At 72.8% G+C, this 17,679-nt stretch carries 15 protein-coding genes; 3 read left to right on the forward strand and 12 right to left on the reverse strand.

Annotated features, from left to right (window positions below; translation table 11 throughout):
• Positions 1 to 151 precede the first annotated feature (151 nt).
• The 9 genes from cobA to erm form a co-directional block, all read right to left on the reverse strand.
• Positions 152 to 1,450, reverse strand: a complete 1,299-nt coding sequence (gene cobA / locus WFH32_RS00005) for a uroporphyrinogen-III C-methyltransferase (protein ID WP_336705853.1) — start codon at positions 1,448 to 1,450, stop codon at positions 152 to 154.
• A gap of 7 nt (positions 1,451 to 1,457) precedes the next feature.
• Positions 1,458 to 2,525 carry an ABC transporter permease gene (locus WFH32_RS00010; protein WP_336705854.1) on the reverse strand — a complete coding sequence of 356 codons (1,068 nt, stop codon included), beginning with the start codon at positions 2,523 to 2,525 and terminating at the stop codon, positions 1,458 to 1,460.
• Positions 2,515 to 3,330, reverse strand: coding sequence for an ABC transporter ATP-binding protein (locus tag WFH32_RS00015; RefSeq protein ID WP_191795785.1), 816 nt, complete (start codon positions 3,328 to 3,330; stop codon positions 2,515 to 2,517). Before WFH32_RS00015 ends, WFH32_RS00010 begins: the two co-directional genes overlap by 11 nt.
• A gap of 4 nt (positions 3,331 to 3,334) precedes the next feature.
• Complete coding sequence (locus WFH32_RS00020) at positions 3,335 to 4,465, reverse strand: ABC transporter substrate-binding protein (protein WP_336705855.1); 1,131 nt, start codon at positions 4,463 to 4,465, stop codon at positions 3,335 to 3,337.
• A gap of 128 nt (positions 4,466 to 4,593) precedes the next feature.
• Positions 4,594 to 5,943: a sulfate adenylyltransferase subunit 1 gene (locus WFH32_RS00025; protein WP_336705856.1), complete on the reverse strand. Its 1,350-nt coding sequence runs from the start codon at positions 5,941 to 5,943 to the stop codon at positions 4,594 to 4,596.
• Entirely contained in the window at positions 5,943 to 6,905 is a 963-nt protein-coding gene (cysD, locus tag WFH32_RS00030; RefSeq protein WP_442946291.1) for a sulfate adenylyltransferase subunit CysD, read from the reverse strand. Before cysD ends, WFH32_RS00025 begins: the two co-directional genes overlap by 1 nt.
• Before the next feature lie 83 nt (positions 6,906 to 6,988).
• Positions 6,989 to 7,927, reverse strand: a complete 939-nt coding sequence (locus tag WFH32_RS00035) for a phosphoadenylyl-sulfate reductase (protein ID WP_336705858.1) — start codon at positions 7,925 to 7,927, stop codon at positions 6,989 to 6,991.
• A complete protein-coding gene (locus WFH32_RS00040) occupies positions 7,924 to 9,741 on the reverse strand; it encodes a nitrite/sulfite reductase (protein WP_191795780.1) in 1,818 nt (605 codons plus the stop codon). Before WFH32_RS00040 ends, WFH32_RS00035 begins: the two co-directional genes overlap by 4 nt.
• Positions 9,742 to 10,132: 391 nt before the next feature.
• The gene (gene erm / locus WFH32_RS00045; RefSeq protein ID WP_336705859.1) at positions 10,133 to 10,969 is read right to left on the reverse strand and encodes a 23S ribosomal RNA methyltransferase Erm; all 837 of its coding nucleotides are present in this window, start codon (positions 10,967 to 10,969) and stop codon (positions 10,133 to 10,135) included.
• Between the two features lie 312 nt (positions 10,970 to 11,281).
• Between erm and WFH32_RS00050 the strand changes: the two genes are divergently transcribed.
• Together WFH32_RS00050 and WFH32_RS00055 are read left to right on the forward strand one after the other, a co-directional pair.
• Positions 11,282 to 11,632 (forward strand): hypothetical protein, encoded by a 351-nt coding sequence (locus WFH32_RS00050; protein WP_191795778.1) that lies wholly within the window; start codon positions 11,282 to 11,284, stop codon positions 11,630 to 11,632.
• A 221-nt stretch (positions 11,633 to 11,853) separates the two neighbouring features.
• The gene (locus tag WFH32_RS00055; RefSeq protein WP_336705860.1) at positions 11,854 to 12,336 is read left to right on the forward strand and encodes a DUF456 domain-containing protein; all 483 of its coding nucleotides are present in this window, start codon (positions 11,854 to 11,856) and stop codon (positions 12,334 to 12,336) included.
• A 122-nt stretch (positions 12,337 to 12,458) separates the two neighbouring features.
• On the opposite strand, the gene WFH32_RS00060 is transcribed toward WFH32_RS00055, so the two are convergent.
• A complete protein-coding gene (locus WFH32_RS00060; RefSeq protein WP_336705861.1) occupies positions 12,459 to 13,061 on the reverse strand; it encodes a GNAT family N-acetyltransferase in 603 nt (200 codons plus the stop codon).
• Between the two features lie 152 nt (positions 13,062 to 13,213).
• Positions 13,214 to 13,597 (reverse strand): VOC family protein, encoded by a 384-nt coding sequence (locus WFH32_RS00065; protein ID WP_138825400.1) that lies wholly within the window; start codon positions 13,595 to 13,597, stop codon positions 13,214 to 13,216.
• A gap of 163 nt (positions 13,598 to 13,760) precedes the next feature.
• Between WFH32_RS00065 and pcrA the strand changes: the two genes are divergently transcribed.
• The gene (pcrA, locus tag WFH32_RS00070; protein WP_336705862.1) at positions 13,761 to 16,415 is read left to right on the forward strand and encodes a DNA helicase PcrA; all 2,655 of its coding nucleotides are present in this window, start codon (positions 13,761 to 13,763) and stop codon (positions 16,413 to 16,415) included.
• Here pcrA and WFH32_RS00075 read toward each other — a convergent pair.
• Positions 16,412 to 17,479 (reverse strand): LacI family DNA-binding transcriptional regulator, encoded by a 1,068-nt coding sequence (locus WFH32_RS00075; RefSeq protein ID WP_336705863.1) that lies wholly within the window; start codon positions 17,477 to 17,479, stop codon positions 16,412 to 16,414. The two genes, pcrA and WFH32_RS00075, sit on opposite strands and share 4 nt — an antisense overlap.
• Between the last annotated feature and the right edge of the window lie 200 nt (positions 17,480 to 17,679).

A 17,679-nucleotide genomic window follows, 5' to 3' on the forward strand; every position in this document is an offset into this window, starting at 1 on the left:
CCTTCGGGCCTCTACCCCCCCCCCCCCCCCGCTGCCCGCCCCCCGCCCCCCCCCCGCCGGCGCCCCGCCCGCCGACCCCACCGCCGGGGGGCCCCCCACCCCCGGGCGCCCGCCCCCCAGGTCGTTCTCGTCAGCTGTCAGCCGTCAGCTGTCAGCCGAGCCCGGCCGCCCGCCACGCCGGGCTCACCCGCACCACGTCGCCGATCACGGTCACGGCCGGAGCGCGGACACCGGCCGCGGTCGCGACGTCGGCGATGGTCGCGAGCGTCCCGACGGTCGACCGCTGTCGAGGGCCGTACCCGTCCTCGACGACCGCGACGGGGGTCTCGGGTGAGCGGCCCGAGGCCACGAGCGCGGCCGCGGAGTCGCGGAGCCGTGAGACGCCCATGAGCAGGACGACGGTGTGGTCGGAGGCTGCCGGCACCTTGCCGATGTCCTCGTGCCCGGTCAGGACCGTGAAGCCGCGCGACCAGCCGCGGTGCGTCACGGGGATGCCCACGGCGGCGGGCACGGAGACCGCGCTCGTCACGCCGGGCACGACCTCGACGGGGATGCCGTGCTCCTCGCACGCGATGAGCTCCTCGCCTCCGCGCCCGAACACGTAGGGGTCGCCGCCCTTGAGACGGACGACGCGGCGTCCGGCGAGCGCGTGCTCGACCAGCAGCGCGTTGATCTCCTCCTGCGGGACCGGGTGGAAGCCCGGGGTCTTGCCGACGTCGACCACGAGGACGTCGTCCGCGAGCTCGTCGAGCAGGGCGCGCGGGCCCAGCCGGTCGGTCACCACGACCTCGGCCTGCGCGAGCAGACGGCGCCCGCGCGCGGTGACGAGACCGGGGTCGCCGGGGCCACCGCCCACGAGGGCGACGCTCCCGCGGCCGCCCGCACCGGGCCGGACCGGCCGCAGCGGGAGCTCGCCGGTCGCCAGGAGGGCGTCGATCGCGTCCCGGACGCGCTGGGCGCGGCGGGGGTCGCGGCCCGCGTTCACGGCCACGACGACCTCGGTCGAGGTCGCCGGGGCGGCGGAGGGGGTGTCGTCCGCCACGGTCACCCGGGCCACGGCCGGGACCCAGGCGGTCCCGGCCTCGGCGTCACCGGCGCTCACGCAGAAGACGCGCAGCGCCTCGGCCTCGGCCGCGACGTCCGCGTCGACCTCGGGAGAGCCCGTCGCGGTGTGCACGAGCCATGCTCCCTCGAGGTCTCCGGGCCGGTACGAGCGCGCCTCCCGGACCACGGTCCCGGCCGTGCCGGGCCCGTCGTGGTGAGCGGCGCCGTCGGGCAGGGGGGCGATCAGCGCCGCCAGGTCCTCGCAGACCTCCGGGGCCACGACACGCACGTGCGCGCCCGCGAGGACGAGAGACCGGGCGCGCCGTGCGGCGACCGGACCACCGCCCACGACGACCACGAGACGGCCCGCGATCCGCAGACCGAGGGGGTAGAGCTCAGGGTTCATGCGCCCATCATCGCCCGAAAGCGGCGGCGGCCAGCTCACGCCGGCGCAGCAGCCACCCCGAGCCCTTGCTGGTCGAGGTCTCCGGGGCCAGGCCCCGACGACGCAACATCGACTTCTCGACCGGAGCGAAGAACAGCAGCTCGATGACCATGCCGACCACGAGGATCAGCAGGATCGCGGTGAAGACGAGCGCCATGTCGGACAGCTCGCGCCCCTGCTGGAGGAACGCGCCCAGCCCGAACCCGATCCCGCCGCCGACCGCGATGATCTCCGCGGCCATGAGCGAGCGCCACGAGAACGCCCAGCCCTGCTTGAGGCCCGCGAGGTAGCCGGGGAAGGCCGCGGGCAGGATGACGTCCTTGATCATCTGGAACCGGCCCGCGCCCAGGACCTGACCCACGCGCCGGTACAGCGGCGGCACCTGGTCCACGCCCGACACGATCCCGTTGATGATCGAGGGCACCGCGCCCATGAGGATCACGAAGTACACCGTGGCGTCGGACAGCCCGAACCAGATGATGCCCGCAGGCACCCAGGCGACCGACGGCAGCACCTGCAGACCCGTGATGATGGGCCCGAACGACACGCGCACCCAGCGCACGCGTGCCACGAGGATGCCGAGCGGCGTGCCGATCGCGACGGCTGCGAGGAAGCCCAGGACACCGCGCTCGAGGCTCGTCCCGAGGGCATGCCACAGCGTGCCGCTCGCCGCGGCGCGCGTGACGGCCTCCCAGACCTGCTCGGGGCCGGGCAGGTTGTAGATGGGCTGGACCTCGAGCCACACGAGGGTCTGCCAGACGGCGAGCAGGATCGCGATCGCCAGGACCGGCGGGTAGACGGCGTGGAACGCCTTGGACCACCGGCTCGCGGTGGGCGCGACGGTCGTCTGGAGGGCGTCGAGGCCCGCCTCGATGTCGCTCACGTCCTTGGCGTGCCCGACGACGGCCCCCGCCACGCGCGGACCCGTCGCGACGGCGTCGGGCGTCTCGGGCGAGAGCCCGGAGGGGTCCGGACCGGGCAGGGCCTCGTCACGCGGGGCCAGGGTCTCGGTGCTCTTCGACGTCTCAGACGGCATGGCGGCGGATCTCCTCACGGAGGTCGTTGGTGATCTCGGTCGCGAGGCGGGACGCGGCGGCCGCCTCGATGCTGCGCTGCTCGTCGGCCCCGTACACGTCGACGTCCCACTCGCGCACGATGCGTCCGGGGCGCGACGACATGAGCAGCACGCGCTGCCCGAGCCGCACGGCCTCACGGACGTTGTGCGTGATGAACACGATCGTGCGGCCGGTCTGCTCCCAGACGCGCTCGAGCTCGTCGTGGAGCAGGTCACGCGTGATGGCGTCGAGCGCCGCGAACGGCTCGTCCATGAGCAGGACGTCCCGCTCCTGGGCGAGGGAGCGGGCCAGCGCGACGCGCTGGCGCATGCCGCCCGAGAGCTCGTGGACGCGCTTGTCGCCCGAGCCGTCGAGCCGCACGAGCGAGAGCAGCTCGGCGGCCCGCTCGCGGCGCTCGGAGCGGGGCACGCCCCGGAACTTCAGGGCGAGCTCGATGTTGCGGCTCGCGGTGAGCCAGGGGAACAGCGCGGACTCCTGGAACATCAGGGCCGCGCCGTCCCCGGCGACCTCCACGTCCCCCGTGGTCGGGCGCTCGAGGCCCGCGACGATGTTGAGCAGCGTCGACTTGCCGCAGCCGGAGGCTCCGAGCAGGCAGACGAACTCCCCCTGCGCGATGTCCAGGTCGATCCCGTCGAGCACCGGGGCGCCCGTCGGGGAGAACCGCTTGGACACGCCGCGCAGGCGGACACCGGTCGTGGGGCCGGTGTCCTCGTCCGAGGTCGTGGCGACCGGTGTGCCCGTACGGGCGGGGGACGTGGTGGTCATCGTGCTACTCCTTGCCGAGACCTGCGGCGGAGACGGTCGGCTGACCGGCCTCCTTCAGCACCTTGTTGAGGAGGCTCAGGTCGTAGATGCCGTTCAGGTCCGCCTCGGTGGTGGTCCCGGCCGTCACGCCGTCCTCGAGCAGGGTGTCGAGCGTGCCCGCGAGCGGGTCCGTCGTGAAGGTGATGTTGGTGAAGGCACGGTCGAGGACCGCGTCGGACAGGGGCTTGCCGGCGATCTTCTCGATCTCGCCGTTGACGAGCGTCTTGGCCTCGTCGGGGTTGGCGTCGAGCCAGTCGATCGCCGCGACCTCGCCGCGCAGGAGCGCCTCGACCGTCTCGGGGTGCTCCTCGAGGAAGTCGGTGCGGACGATCAGGTGCGTGGTGAGGAACTGGCCGTCGTCCCACAGGTCCTTCTCGTCGACCAGGACGTGCGCACCGGCGTCGAGCACGAGGCGCGAGGCCCAGGGCTCGGGCAGCCAGCCGCCGTCGAGCTCGCCGTTCTGGAACAGCGTGAGGGTCTGGGCGTTCTCGGTCGGGGTGACCGCGACGTCCCCGCCGCCCTGGATGTCGTTCTTCAGGCCGTTCTCGGTGAGCCAGGCGCGCAGCGCGACGTCCTGGGTCCCGCCGAGCTGGGGCGAGGCGATCTTGGTGCCCTTGAGGTCGGCGGCCGTGTCGATCCCGTCGCGCACGACGAGCTGGGCCCCGCCCGACGTCGAGCCCGCGATGATGCGCACGGCCTCTCCGTTCGACTTCACGAAGTTGTTGATCGCGGGGTTGGGGCCGATGAACGTGGCGTCGATGGCGCCCGCGTTGAGGGCCTCGATCGCGGCGGGGCCGGCGTTGAACACCTGGGTCGAGAGCTTGGTCTCGCCCAGGGCCTCCTCGAACTGCCCGCCCGCGACCCCGACGAGGGCCGGGGCGTGCGTGACGTTCGCGAAGTACCCGAGGCGCAGCTCGTCGGCCGGGCCGGTCGAGGCGTCGGGGCCGCCGGCGGCGTCGGACGTGCCCGTGGAGCAGGCGGAGAGCAGGAGCAGCGGCGCGACGGCGAGCGCGGCGACCGCGGAGCGGGTCCGGGCGAAGCGGTGTCGTGACGTGCCGGCTCGGGTCGTGCGGGTCGGGCGGGACGACGTGTTCATGGTGGGTCCTTCTGGATGGTCGGTGGTTGCCTGGCGGTGGACGTGTCGAGTCCCGGCAGCGCCGATCCGTGCAGTACGCGATCCGAGGGCCCGGTGGTCCGGGCCCGACCTGCGGTGGTCGGGTGGCCTCAGATCGCGTACTGCACGGGACGCTGCGAAGGACATCGCACGGCCGCCAGGGCGTCTCCGACCATTCCTGCTGCGAGGGTGCCGCCGTCCTGACCGTCGATCAGGAGGAAGGCACCGGTGCGACGCGAGGTGACGTACTCCTCGGCCGCGACGGGTGAGGCGAGGCGCAGGGTGATGCGCCCGATGTCGTTGAGCTCGAGCGCCTCCGCGGGCTCGAGCTCGGCGGTGTCGAGGTCCAGGCGCCCGACGACGTCGCGCACCACGGCCTGCACGGTGCGGGTCGTGTGCTTGAGCAGCACGCGGGTGCCGGGGCGCAGGGTCTTGTCGCTCAGCCACGCGACGGTGCCCTCGACGTCCTGCGTGACGTCGGGGGCGTCGGCCGCGGCCGCGATGAGGTCGCCGCGGGCGATGTCGATCTCGTCCGTGAGGCGGATCGTGACCGACTGGGGGGCGAAGGCCTCGGCGAGCGTGCCGTCGGCCGTGTCGATCCCCTCGACCGTGCTCTTCCTCCCGCTGGGCAGGACCACGACCTCGTCGCCCACGCGGACCACGCCCGAGGCGATCTGGCCCGCGTACCCGCGGTAGTCGCGGAACCGCTCCTCGAGCGCCGCGCCCTGGGGGCGCAGGACGACCTGGACGGGGAAGCGGAAGGCCTCGGTGTCGGGCGTCTCGGCCGCGGGGAGCTCCTCGAGCAGGTCGAGCAGGCTCGGCCCGTCGTACCAGGGTGTCTTGCCGTCGGGCCCGCCCGAGCGGTCGACGACGTTGACGCCCTCGAGCGCGGAGACGGGCAGCGTGAGGATGTGCGCGACGCCGAGCGAGGCCGCGGCCTCGCGGATCTGACCCGCGAGCTCCTCGTAGCGCTCCTGGCTGTAGTCGACGAGGTCGATCTTGTTGACGGCCACGATCACGTGCGGGACCCGCAGGAGGCTCGCGACGGCGAGGTGGCGGCGTGTCTGCTCCAGGAGGCCCTTGCGGGCGTCAATGAGCAGCACGACGACGTCGGCCGTGGACGCACCCGTGACGGTGTTGCGCGTGTACTGCACGTGCCCGGGGCAGTCGGCCAGGATGAACGAGCGCCTGGCGGTCGCGAAGTAGCGGTAGGCGACGTCGATCGTGATGCCCTGCTCGCGCTCGGCGCGCAGGCCGTCGGTCAGCAGCGCGAGGTCGGCCGTGGCGAGGCCGCGGTCGCGCGAGACGCGCTCGACGGCGTCGAGCTGGTCCGCGAGGACGGACTTGGAGTCGAACAGCAGGCGGCCGACGAGGGTCGACTTCCCGTCGTCGACGGACCCGGCGGTCGCGAGGCGCAGCAGGGTGCTCGTGGGCAGCGGGTGCGTGGTGGTGGCGCTCACTAGAAGTACCCCTCCTTCTTGCGGTCTTCCATGGCGGCTTCGGAGATCCGGTCGTCGGCGCGCGTGGCGCCGCGCTCGGTGATGCGGGTCGCGGCGACCTCGGTGATGACGTCGTCGACCGTGTAGGACGTGCTCTCGACAGCGCCCGTGCACGACATGTCGCCCACGGTCCGGTAGCGCACGGTCTCGGTGCGCACGTTCGCTGCCTCGGCGTCGTTGCGGGGCTGGGAGTACGGCCCGACGGCGAGCAGCATGCCGTCGCGCTCGAAGACCTCGCGCTCGTGGGCGTAGTACAGGCTGGGCAGGTCGATCTTCTCGGCCGCGATGTAGCGCCAGATGTCGAGCTCGGTCCAGTTGCTCAGCGGGAACGCGCGGACGTGCTCGCCCGGGCGGTGGCGGCCGTTGTACAGGTTCCACAGCTCGGGGCGCTGGTTGCGCGGGTCCCACTGGCCGAACTCGTCGCGCAGCGAGATGACGCGCTCCTTGGCGCGCGCCTTCTCCTCGTCGCGGCGCCCGCCACCGAACACGGCGTCGAACTTGTGGCCCGTGATGGCGTCGAGCAGCGGCTGGGTCTGGAGCGGGTTGCGCGTGCCGTCGGCGCGCTCCAGGAGGCGGCCGTCGTCGAGGTAGTCCTGGACGCTCGCGACCTCGAGGCGGGCGCCGAGGCGCTCGACCGTCGCGTCGCGGTACGCGAGGACCTCGGGGAAGTTGTGCCCGGTGTCGACGTGCAGCAGCGGGAACGGCACGGGGGCGGGCCAGAACGCCTTGGTCGCCAGGTGCAGCATGACGACCGAGTCCTTGCCGCCGCTGAAGAGCAGCACGGGGCGCTCGAACTCCGCGACGACCTCGCGGATGATGTGGATGGCCTCGGACTCGAGGGACTCGAGCTGCGTGAGGCGGTAGGTGGAGGCGGTCTCTGCGGTCTCGGTGGGGGAGGCCGGTGGGGCGAGGGGGGCGGTCAAGGCGTCGCTCTTCTCGTCGGGGTGCGTGGGGTGGTCGGTCGGCACGTCGGTGGGCACCGTCTGGTGGTGCGTGGTCACGGCGCTCATACGTGGAGCCCGCACTCGGTCTTGTCGAGCCCGGCCCAGCGGCCTGCGCGCGGGTCCTCGCCGGGGGCGACGCGGCGCGTGCAGGGCGCGCAGCCGATCGACGGGTACCCGTCGTTCAGGAGCGGGTTCAGGATCACCTGGTGGTCGGCGGCGTAGCCGAGCAGGTCGTCGAAGGACCAGGCGGCGAGCGGGTTGATCTTGACCAGCCCGTTCTTCTCGTCCCAGGTCACGAGCGGGGTGTTGGTGCGGGTCGGGGCCTCGTCGCGGCGCACGCCCGTGACCCAGACCTCGTACTCGCCGAGCGTGCGGGTCAGAGGTTCGACCTTGCGCATCGCGCAGCACGCAGCGGGGTCGCGCGACCAGAGGTCCTTGCCGTGCGCCGCGTCCTGCTGGGCCACGGTGAGCTGTGGCAGGACGTCGACGATCGTGACCTCCATCTGCTGCTCGACGGCGTCGCGCGTGCCCGAGGTCTCGGGGAAGTGGTAGCCGGTCTCGAGGAACAGGACGTCGACCCAGGGTGCCTGCTGCGCGACGACGTGCGGCAGGACCGCGTCGGCCATCGAGCACGCGACCGCGATCGCGTCGCCGAACTCGCGCACGGCCCACGCGACGACCTGCTCGGCGGTCGCTTCCGGGTGGTCGCCGTCCAGGGCGCCGGGCGTCCCTCGCCCGTGCAGCTCGGCCTGACCGCGCTCGACGATCGCTCGCAGCTCCTCGGCCGACCGCCTGGGGCGGGCGTTCTCGGTGCGCCGGGCGGCGTGCGCGGCCTTGGACGCGGCGCGCGCCTCGGTGCGTGCCTTGGCGGCGGCGCGCAGCGCGGCCAGCGGGTCGCCGCCGGTCGGCGCACCGGCCGTGCCCGCCGTGCCCGCCGTGCCCGACGGCGCAGCTCCCACCGGGTGCACGGCCCCACCCGGGTCCGTGGTCGTCCCGCTCATCGCAGCGACTCCTCGTCCGCGCGGTGCGCCCACTGGGCGAAGCTCTCCTCGCCGTCCTTCTCCTTCTCGAACTGGCGCACGACGCGCTCGACGTACTCGGGCAGGTCGTCGTTGGTGACCTTGAGGCCGCGCACGGTGCGGCCGAGGCCGGCCTCCGCGCGGTCGTCCGAGGTCAGGCCGCCGCCCAGGTGGACCTGGAAGCCAGGGACCTGGTTGCCGTCGTCGTCCATCACGAGCTGGCCCTTGAGGCCGATGTCCGCGGTCTGGATGCGGGCGCACGAGTTGGGGCAGCCGTTGATGTGCAGCGAGAGCGGCTTCATCGTGGACAGGTCGCCGAGGCGCTTCTCGAGGTCGTCGATCGCGCGCGTCGCGGCGCCCTTGGTCTCGACGATCGCGAGCTTGCAGTACTCGATGCCCGTGCACGCGATGGTGCTGCGGCGGAACGGGCTCGGGTTCGCGTCGAGGCCCTGCTCCTTGAGCCCGGACACGACGCGCTCGAGGTGCTCGTCGGGGACGTCGAGCACGAGCAGCTTCTGGTGCGGCGTGAACCGCACGCGGTGGGACCCGGCCGACTCGGCGAGGTCCGCGACGGCCGCGAGGATGCTGCCCGAGACGCGCCCGACGTAGGGCGCGGCGCCGACGTAGTTGAGGCCGTCCTTCTGCTTGTGCACACCGATGTGGTCGCCCGGCTGGGAAGGCTGCGGGGCGGGCGGGCCGTCGGGCAGCGCGTAGCCCAGGTACTCGGTCTCGAGGACCTCGCGGAACTTCGCCGGCCCCCAGTCGGCGAGCAGGAACTTCAGGCGGGCCTTGTTGCGCAGCCGGCGGTAGCCGTAGTCGCGGAAGATCTGGACGACCCCGTGCCACACGTCGGCCACCTGCTCCTCGGCGACGAACGCGCCGAGGCGCTCACCGAGGCGGGGGTTCGCGGACAGGCCGCCACCGACCCACAGGTCGAAGCCGACGCCGAGCTCGGGGTGCTCGAGCGCGACGAAGCCCACGTCGTTGATCTCGTGGACCACGTCCTGGGAGGGGTGGCCCGTCACGGCGGTCTTGAACTTGCGGGGCAGGTTGGCGAGCTCGGGGACCCCGATGTACTTGTCGGTGATCTCCTTGATGACCCGGGCGGGGTCGATCAGCTCGTCCGCCGCGATCCCGGCGACCGGGCTGCCGAGGACCACGCGCGGGACGTCGCCGCACGCCTCGGTCGTCTGCAGGCCCACCGACTCGAGCCGCCGCCAGATCTCGGGCACGTCCTCGACCTCGACCCAGTGGAGCTGGATGTTCTGGCGGTCCGTGATGTCGGCGCTGTCGCGGCCGAAGTCGCGCGAGATGTCCGCGATGACGCGCAGCTGCTCGGTCGTGACCGCGCCGCCGTCGATGCGCACGCGGAGCATGAAGTACTTGTCCTCGAGCTCGTGCGGCTCGAGCGCCGCGGTGCGCCCGCCGTCGATCCCGGGCTTGCGCTGCGTGTACAGGCCCCACCAGCGGAAGCGTCCGTGCAGGTCGTCGCCCGTGATCGAGTCGAAGCCCTCACGGGAGTAGACGTCCTCGATGCGCTGGCGCACCGAGAGGCCGCCGTCCTCCTGCTTCCACTTCTCGTTGCCGTTGAGCGGCTCCTTGCCGTCGACGGCCCACTGGCCGTTGGGCCGGGCGACGCGCGCTGGGCGGGCCGGGCGCTCGGGGCGAGCGGCGGCGTCGGGCACGTGCGGGGTGGCCGCGGTGCCGGCGGCCGTGTCGGCTGGTGCGGTGGTGCTGCTGCCCGCCGGCTGACCGGCGACGGGGGTCGCGTCAGTGGCGGTGTTCGGCGGCGTCATCGTGCTCCTCGTGGGGGGACGTGGGCACGCGGACCGAAGGACTCAGCAAGGAACGAGGGGGCTGAGGGCCGACCACGCGCGCCCTTGGCTCAGGAAGATGGCGAGCGGTCGGCGAGGACGGCTCGGGCTGAGTCAGGCGCGGGTCAACAACAACAGCAGGAGCTGTTGCGGGCGCAGGCCGTCGACTCGTGACGTGCCGTCACGAGGAGGAGGTGCGCTGCCGTGGTCATGGCGGGAAATCTACAGAGGCAGCGGGTGAATGAACACCCCCTGTCCGCATGGTGGATGGGTGTCTCAGACTTCGGCGGCCGTGGAGGGAGGGTGAGCGGGTCCGAGACGTCGTCGGACCCGCTCACCACGCCGTGGCGTCGGACGGTCGTCGTCGGTGCAGTCAGTGCCGTGAGCGCCGCTGCCCGCTCGTGCGGGCTCCGGCCGTGCGCCGCGGTGCCGAACCCGGCCGGACGCCGCCCCACAGGGCGACCCACTGCGGGACCGTGAGCTCCCGGGCCAGCGCCGAACCGAGGCGCTCGCGCGCGAGCAGCGACGCGGCGTCGTCGTCGAGCAGGCCACGTCGGCGCAGGACGTCCGCCAGGCCGCGGCCGCGGCCCGTGAAGACGTCGGCGACGAACCGCTGGTAGGCGGCGCGGTCGCCCGCCGGGAGCAGCGCGCGACGGGTCACGCGCAGCAGGCCGCCGTCGGTCCCGGGGGACGGGCGGAACGCGCGGGCAGGGACGCGGCCATGGAGCTCGAACGAGAACCACGGCCACCACTGCGCCGTGAGCAGGGTCGCGCCGCCGACCCCCGCCCGGCGTCGCGCGACCTCCCACTGCACGAGGAGGACCGCGTGCGACCAACCGGGCTCGTCGAGGAGCTTGCGCAGGATCGCGGTCGTGACGTGGAACGGGACGTTGCCGACCACCACGTGCGGCTCGGCGGGGTGGGGAAAGTGCAGGTAGTCGGCGTGCCGGACGTCGACCCGGGCGGACGGGCCGGCCCGCCCGGCCAGGCGGCGGCGCAGGCGCGCGACGTGGCGCCCGTCGATCTCGACCGCGACGACCGGGCGGCCGAGACGGGCGAGCGGCACCGTGATCGCACCGTCGCCAGGCCCGATCTCGAGGATCGGGCCGGAGGTCCGGGCGACCAGGTCGACCATCGTCGCCGGGACGCGGGGGTCGGTGAGGAAGTTCTGGCCGTGCTCGTGACGACCGTCGGACGGGAGGTGGGACATGGGAGGCTCCGGGGCGTGGGTGGACGCCGGGCAGCACGAGACGGCCGCTCCGGCAGGGACCGGGGCGACGGAGCCGAGAAGAGGGGTCCGCCGCTAGGAGCGGCGGAGGCGGCTGTAGAACGCGCAGGACGCGCCGAAGGCTGACATGGCGCCGACCCTACGGCGGGGGCGCGCGGGGGAGCGAGGGCTTTCCGTGGCGCGCGACGGTGTGGCGTCGATGGTTCAGGCGCCCCGGGGGGAGCGGCGCCCGGGGGTGAGCAGCGCCACGCCGATCTTTTTCCGACAGACGCGTCAGCAAACTAGGATGTGGCCATGGAAATCGTCTACAACGTGTTCGCGGTCCTGCACTTCGTCGGCTGGGCCATCGTCCTCGGCGGCTACTTCGTGTCGCTCAAGTCCGCCGCGCTCAACAAGGGCGTCTTCCACGGTGCCGCGACGGCCGCCGTCGCGGGCATCCTCATGGTCGGCGTGGCCGAGATGAGCGGCATGTGGGACGACGGCGGCCCCAGCATGATGAAGATCGGCATCAAGCTCGTGATCGCCGTGATCATCGCCGTCCTCGCGTTCGTCGGCGTGCGCCAGGGCGACAAGATCTCGCCCGCGCTCAAGCACTCGATCGGTGGCCTCACGCTGGTCAACATCATCGTGGCGGTCTTCGTCTAGGTGCCGCGTCGCGTCGCACCGGCCTGCCTGCCGGTCCTGGCGCGTGCCGCCCGCCTCGGGCCCCCCGGCCCCGGGTCGTCGGCCTCGGGTCGCGCAGTCCGGCGAGCTCCCCGTACCCGTCAGGGTGCGGGGAGCTCGTTCGTCGTGGGTGACGGCGTCGCGCGGGCACCGCCCCGGTCGTGGTGCGTACGCGACGCCTCCGACGTGCGAGGGTGTCACCCGTGAGCATCGCTGGAGAGATCGTCGTGGGCCTGGTGATCCTGGTCGGGCTGGCCGGGATCGTCGTGCAGGTCCTGCCGGGCAACACCCTCGTGGGAGGGGCCATCCTCGTGTGGGCGATCATGACGGGCGGCACGGCCGCCTGGGTCGTGTTCGCAGTGGCCGCCACGTTCATCGTCGCGGCCGAGGGCGGTCAGCTCCTGCTCGCCGGACGGCACATGCGGCGGGCCGAGGTCCCGTGGTCGACGCTCGCGTGGGGCGGTCTGGCGGGTGTCGTGGGCTTCTTCGTCATCCCCGTGGTCGGGCTGTTCGTCGGCTTCGTGGCAGCGGTCTTCGTGGCCGAGCTGATCCGCCGCCGCGACCGGCGCGCCGCGTGGCGGGCGACCGTCGCCGCGCTGCAGGCCACGGGCATCACGATCGTGGTCCAGCTGCTGGGCGGGCTGCTCGCCGCCGTGACCTGGGGCGTAGGTCTCGCACTGACGTGAGCCGGCGCCGTGAACGGCGCCGAGAACGGGCTTGAGGCCGTTCCGAGCAGCAGAACGACCGTAACCCCGTCCTCGACCGCCTCGACCGCCTCGTCGGGTCCGGTCGGGGACGTGGGAGAAGGTCAGTCCCCGAGCCGCGCCCGTAGGCGGTGCTCCAGCCCGACCCGCACGGTCGGCCACTCGGCGGCCGTGATCGAGTAGACGACGGTGTCGCGCAGCGTGCCGTCGTACCCGATCTGATGGCTGCGCAGCACCCCGTCGAGCTTGGCGCCCAGGCGTTCGATCGCCGCGCGCGACTGCCGGTTGTGGAAGTGCGTGCGCAGCTCGACCGCGATCGCGTCGAGGTCGTCGAACGCGTGGCCCAGCAGCAGGAGCTTCGCTGCAGGGTTCGCGCCCGTGCCCTGCGCTCCCGCACGCTGCCAGGTGGCGCCGATCTCGACGCGCCGGTTGAGGGGGTCGATCCCGAGGAACGTCGTGACGCCCAGCACCTGGTCGTCGGCGGTGCGGACCACGACCCACGGGTTGGCCGTCCCCGCCTCGCGGGCGGCGATCTTGTCCTGGATGTACACCGCCATCTCCTCGGGGGTCGGCACCGAGGTGTACCAGGCGTTCCACAGCTCGCCGTCGCGCACGGCCTCGACGAGGGCGTCGTGGTGGTCCGCCCGCAGCGGGACGAGGCGCACGAGCGGTCCGGTCAGTGTCACGGGATCGGCGAAGACGTTCACGTCACGACCCTATCCGGCGCGTGGTCGGGTGCGCCCGGGAGCCCTGAGAGTGGTCGCAGGGTGGCCGGTGGCCGAGAACGGGGTTGCGGTCGTCCCGGGCCGCGGAACGACCGCAACCCCGTCCTCGGCGGCACCGGTGCTGCTCGGGCGGTTCAGCCCACCGAGATCTCCGTCACGTAGAGCACGTTGCCGTCGAGGTCGCGCATCGAGAACATGGGCGGGACGCCGTCCCACCGCAGCAGCTCCTCGACGCGCACGCCCTGGTCGCCGAGCGTCGCGTGGTCGGCGGCGGCGTCCGAGGTCGCGAGGCGGATGCCCGTGTCGATCCCGGCCTCCTGCCCCTGGCCCTCCTGGACGAGCGCGACCGAGACCGCGGCGCCGGGCGGGGCGACCTCGATCCAGCGGAAGCCCTCCTGGAGGTCGCCGTCCATGCGGACCTCGAAGCCCAGGGTGTCGCGGTAGAACGCGAGCGCGGCGTCCTGGTCGCGCACCGGGACCGCGACCGTGTGCAGGCCGGTGAAGTGGGTCGTCGTCATGATTCCTCCTTCGCAGCGGGGCGTCCTCGGCGGAGGGCGTCGTGGGGAGGACCGCGGCGGGGGAGCGAAGTCATCGGTCGCCGGGCGCACGCGCGTCGTGCGGGGTCGCGGGACGCGCGCCGATGCGGGGAGTGTCGGTGCGCACGCCTAGGCTGGGAGGGCTATGACATCGCTCTTCGAGAACCTGCCGCTGCCCGGATTCGACCTCGCGTCCCTCGGGGACTCGTCGCGCCTGCCGACCACCGCGCCGCGGTGGGACGAGGCGCCCGACGGCGGAGGTTCCGCCCGGACGTCCGCTCGCCCAGGGCGCGGGGCGGCCGAGCGGGCCGCGGCGGGCCACGACGAGGACGGCCACCGCGCGGGTGGGTTCTCGCACATCGACGCGGACTCGCTGCTCGACGGCATGAACCCGCAGCAGCGCGAGGCGGTGGTGCACGCGGGCAGCCCGTTGCTCATCGTCGCAGGTGCGGGCTCGGGCAAGACGCGGGTCCTGACGCACCGCATCGCGTACCTGCTCGCGACGGGCCGGGCCCGGCCGGGCGAGATCCTCGCGATCACGTTCACCAACAAGGCCGCCGCGGAGATGCGTGAGCGCGTCGAGGCGCTCATCGGTCCCGCGGCCCGGTCCATGTGGGTCTCGACGTTCCACTCGGCGTGCGTGCGGATCCTGCGCAAGGAGGCCTCGGCGCTCGGGCTCAAGTCGAGCTTCTCGATCTACGACGCGGCGGACTCCCAGCGTCTCATCACGCTCGTGAGCCGCGAGCTCAACCTCGACGTGAAGAAGTACCCGGCGCGGACGCTCGCGAACAAGATCTCGGACCTCAAGAACGAGCTGGTCGACCCCGAGCGCTACGCGCGCGAGAGCGGCGCGTCGGCGGCCGACGGCGCACCCGGTGCCGGTGGTCCGGCCAACGCGTTCGACCAGGTCCTCTCGGACGTCTACACGCGCTACCAGGCCCGCCTCGCGCAGGCCCACGCGCTCGACTTCGACGACATCATCATGACCACGGTCAACCTCCTGCAGGCCTTCCCGGCCGTCGCGGAGCACTACCGTCGCCGGTTCCGGCACGTGCTGGTCGACGAGTACCAGGACACCAACCACGCGCAGTACGTCCTGGTCCGCGAGCTCGCGGGGGCGAGCGCACCGGAGGTGCAGGGCGAGGACGGCACGTGGGCACCGGGCGTCATCCCGCCCGGCGAGCTGACGGTCGTCGGTGACGCCGACCAGTCGATCTACGCCTTCCGTGGCGCGACGATCCGCAACATCCTCGAGTTCGAGGCCGACTACCCGAACGCCCGCACCATCCTGCTCGAGCAGAACTACCGCTCGACGCAGAACATCCTCTCGGCCGCGAACGCGGTCATCTCGCGCAACATCGACCGCAAGCCCAAGCGCCTGTGGACGGACGCGGGGGCGGGCGTCAAGATCATCGGCTACGTCGCGGACAACGAGCACGAGGAGGCGCGCTTCATCGCCGAGGAGATCGACCGCCTCGGCGACTCGGACGGTGTGCGTCCGGGCGACGTCGCGATCTTCTACCGGACCAACGCGCAGTCCCGTGCCCTGGAGGAGGTGCTGATCCGCGTCGGCCTGCCCTACAAGGTCGTGGGCGGCACGCGCTTCTACGAGCGCCGTGAGATCAAGGACGCGATCGCCTACCTGCGGGCCGTCGCGAACCCCGACGACGACGTGAACCTGCGCCGCATCCTCAACGTGCCCAAGCGCGGGCTCGGAGACCGCGCCGAGGCCCTGGTCGCGGCGTTCGCCGAACGTGAGCGCATCTCGTTCGCGGCGTCCCTGGACCGGGCCGAGGAGATCCCGGGCATGACGACCCGGACCCTGAACCCGCTGCGCACGTTCCGCGAGCTGTTCCACGGGCTGCTCGACCTGTACGCGACGGGCGCGACGCCCGCGGAGATCCTCGGTGCCGTCCTCGACCGCTCGGGCTATCTCGCCGAGCTGCGGGCGAGCGACGACCCGCAGGACGGCTCACGCGTCGAGAACCTCGCCGAGCTGCACGCGGTCGCGAGCGAGTTCACCGAGCTCGAGCCCGAGGGCACGCTCACGGACTTCCTGGAGCGCGTCTCGCTCGTCGCGGACTCGGACCAGATCCCGTCGAGCGACGACGAGGGGCACGAGGGCAAGCCCGTCGTCGACCCCGGCGTCGTGACGCTCATGACGCTGCACACGGCCAAGGGCCTCGAGTTCCCGGTGGTGTTCCTCAGCGGCATGGAGGACGGCACGTTCCCGCACATGCGCTCGCTCCATGACGAGAGCGAGCTCGCCGAGGAGCGACGCCTCGCGTACGTCGGCATCACGCGCGCCCGGGAGCGGCTCTACATCTCGCGCTCCGCGGTGCGCTCGGCGTGGGGCATGGCGAACGAGTTCCCGCCCAGCCGGTTCCTCGACGAGATCCCCGAGGACCTGTGGGACTGGCGCCGCAAGGAGTCGTCCATGGCGACCCTGCGCGGTCCCGGCGGCTACACGGGCGGGTGGGGCTCGTCGTCGGGCGGCTCGCGCGGTGGGTCGGGCTCGGGTTCGGGCGGGTACGGCTCGGGTGGTTCGCGCAACGGCCAGGTCCGCACGCGCTCGGTCACGCCCAACCCGGACGGGCCCAAGTTCGGCTCGGCGACCCCGCGCAAGGAGGGGGACATCCCCTCGCTCGCGATCGGCGACAAGGTCACGCACGACGCCTACGGGCTCGGCACGGTCGTCGCGGTCGAGGGCGCGGGCACCAACGCGGTCGCCAAGATCGACTTCGGTGCGGACGGCACCAAGCGTCTCCTGCTGCGCTTCTCGCCCGTCACCAAGCTCTAGGCGACGGGTGCGGGGTCCGTGGCGGCCTGCGACCCCGCCTCGCTCGTCGGCCTCCGCGTGCTCTCACGTTCGACGACGTTCGGCGTGAGGACCACCGTGCGCGGGGGGCCGCCCGCCACCATCTCGGCGGCGAGGTCGACCGCCACCTTGCCCTGACGGTCGAAGGGCTGGTGCACCGTGGTGAGGTGGGGCCTGGACGAGGACGCCACAGGATGGTCGTCGAAACCGATGACCAGGACGTCCTCCGGCACACGCAGGCCGTGGTCGCGGAGTGCCTGCAGGACACCGACCGCGATCCGGTCGTTCCCGCACGCGACCGCGTCGAACGGAACGGCCGAGCGCAACAGCTCGACGCCCGCCCGGTACCCGGCCGGCGTGTCCCAACCCGCGTGGGCGACGGTCGGCAGGAGCCGGTCGCCCAGCGTCCGACGAAGGCCCTCGACACGGTCCGGGGTGGCGGGGTTGCCGGCGGGCCCCATGATGGCCGCGACGCCGGTCGCGCCGCGGGCCAGCAGGTGCTCGGCGGCCAGCGTCGCGCCCAGCACGTCGTCGGAGTAGACCGAGGCGAAGGCGGCCTTGTCCAGGTCGCCCAGCTGACCGCACAGCACCACCGGTACGTGGGCGTCCCGCAGGTCGTCGAGCATCCCGTCGTCGACGTACGGCGAGAGGTGGATGACAGCGTCGACCGCGCCGCGCTTGAACAGGCGCATCCCCTTCGCCCGCTCCTCGCTCGTCGCCATGGTGAAGAGGACGGGGACGACGGGCGTCGGGGTCAGCGCGTCGGTGATGCCCTTGAGCACGGCGGCGTAGGTCGGGTCGGTCAGCAGCTCGTCGAGCGGCTCGGTCAGGGCGACGGCATACGCCTCGGCGGTGCCCGTGGCGAGCTGACGCGCGCGGGCGGAAGCGATGAAGCCGGTCGACTCGATGGCCTCGCGCACTGCTCGTTCGCGCTCGGCCCCGACGTTCGGTGAGCCGTTCAGGACGCGGGAGACCGTCATGTGCGAGACCCCCGCGCGGGCGGCGACGTCCCGGATGGTGGCCTTCCTGGGGCGGGCGACCGCCATCGACACCTCCTCGATCACGGCCGCCGAGTCGTGGGACTCCGGACCTTCCTGGTTTCGGTGAGTCTACCGCCGAAGCAGCGGGACGAGTCGCTTGCGGACGAGGATTGTTACCGGTAACGTCGCGGCCAAGTTACCGGTAACACCACGAGTCGGCCCGACGTCGGACCGATGGGACGTGCCGGATGTGCCGGCAGGTGGCC

This window comes from Oerskovia sp. USHLN155, assembly GCF_037145535.1.
Classification (GTDB): Bacteria; Actinomycetota; Actinomycetes; order Actinomycetales; family Cellulomonadaceae; genus Oerskovia; species Oerskovia rustica.